This is a genomic window from Protofrankia sp. CiP3, from assembly GCF_917627345.1.
Lineage (GTDB): Bacteria > Actinomycetota > Actinomycetes > Frankiales > Frankiaceae > Protofrankia.
This window is the reverse complement of record NZ_CAKJTM010000036.1, coordinates 47,973-48,849: the sequence shown is the minus strand read 5'-3', so window position 1 is coordinate 48,849 and position 877 is coordinate 47,973. Positions and strand designations below refer to the sequence as shown.

1 protein-coding gene is annotated in these 877 nt (G+C 68.1%); it reads left to right on the top strand.

Going from position 1 to position 877, the window contains the following annotated elements:
* Positions 1-5: 5 nt before the first annotated feature.
* A partial coding sequence (locus MJ797_RS14260; protein WP_374582213.1) for a reverse transcriptase N-terminal domain-containing protein occupies positions 6-877 on the top strand: 872 nt, incomplete at its 3' end.

Genomic DNA, 877 nt, shown 5'->3' with positions numbered 1-877 from the left:
CCACGATGATGTTGGAGGCGGCCGCGGTCGGCGACGACCTGGTCGTGGTGAACGGACCCGAGGACGAGTTCCCCGACTGGGACGCTGTGGACTGGCGTGCCGTCGAGGAAGACGTACGGCGACTGCGGCAGCGGATCTTCGCGGCGACGCGGGCGGGGGACCTGAAGAAGGTCCGCAACCTGCAGAAGGTGATGCTCCGTTCCCGCGCCAACGCGCTGCTCTCGGTGCGGCGGGTCACGGAGGCCAACGCTGGCCGCAAGACGGCCGGGGTGGACGGGCAGGTCGTGGTGAGAGACCAGCACAAGGCCGAACTGGCCGACTGGGTTCAGCACCGCGCGACGCCGTGGTCACCCCGCCCGGTCAAGCGGGTGTATGTGCCCACGAGCAACGGGCGGCGCCGCCCGCTCGGAATTCCCGTGATCGCCGACAGATGCCTTCAGGCGCTGACGGTCAACGCGCTGGAACCCGAGTGGGAAGCCCGGTTCGAGCCGAAGTCCTACGGATTCCGGCCCGGCCGTGGCTGCCACGACGCGATCGTGGCCATCCACACCACCGCGTCCCGCCGGGACGCCAAACGGGTGTGGGTGTTGGACGCGGACTTGGCGGCAGCATTCGACCACCTCAACCATGATCATATCCTCAGGTCGTTGGGCACGTTCCCCGCCAGGGAACTGGTCCGCCAATGGCTGACGGCGGGCGTGATCGAGGCCGGTCGGTTCACCCCAACCAGTAAGGGGGCCCCACAAGGCGGGGTGATCAGCCCGTTGATCATGAATGTTGCTCTGCACGGCATGGAAGCCGCGGCTGGGGTTCGCTACCACGTCTCCGGCACACGCGCCGGTAAGACGATGAACGGCAGCCCCGTCGTGGTCCGCTA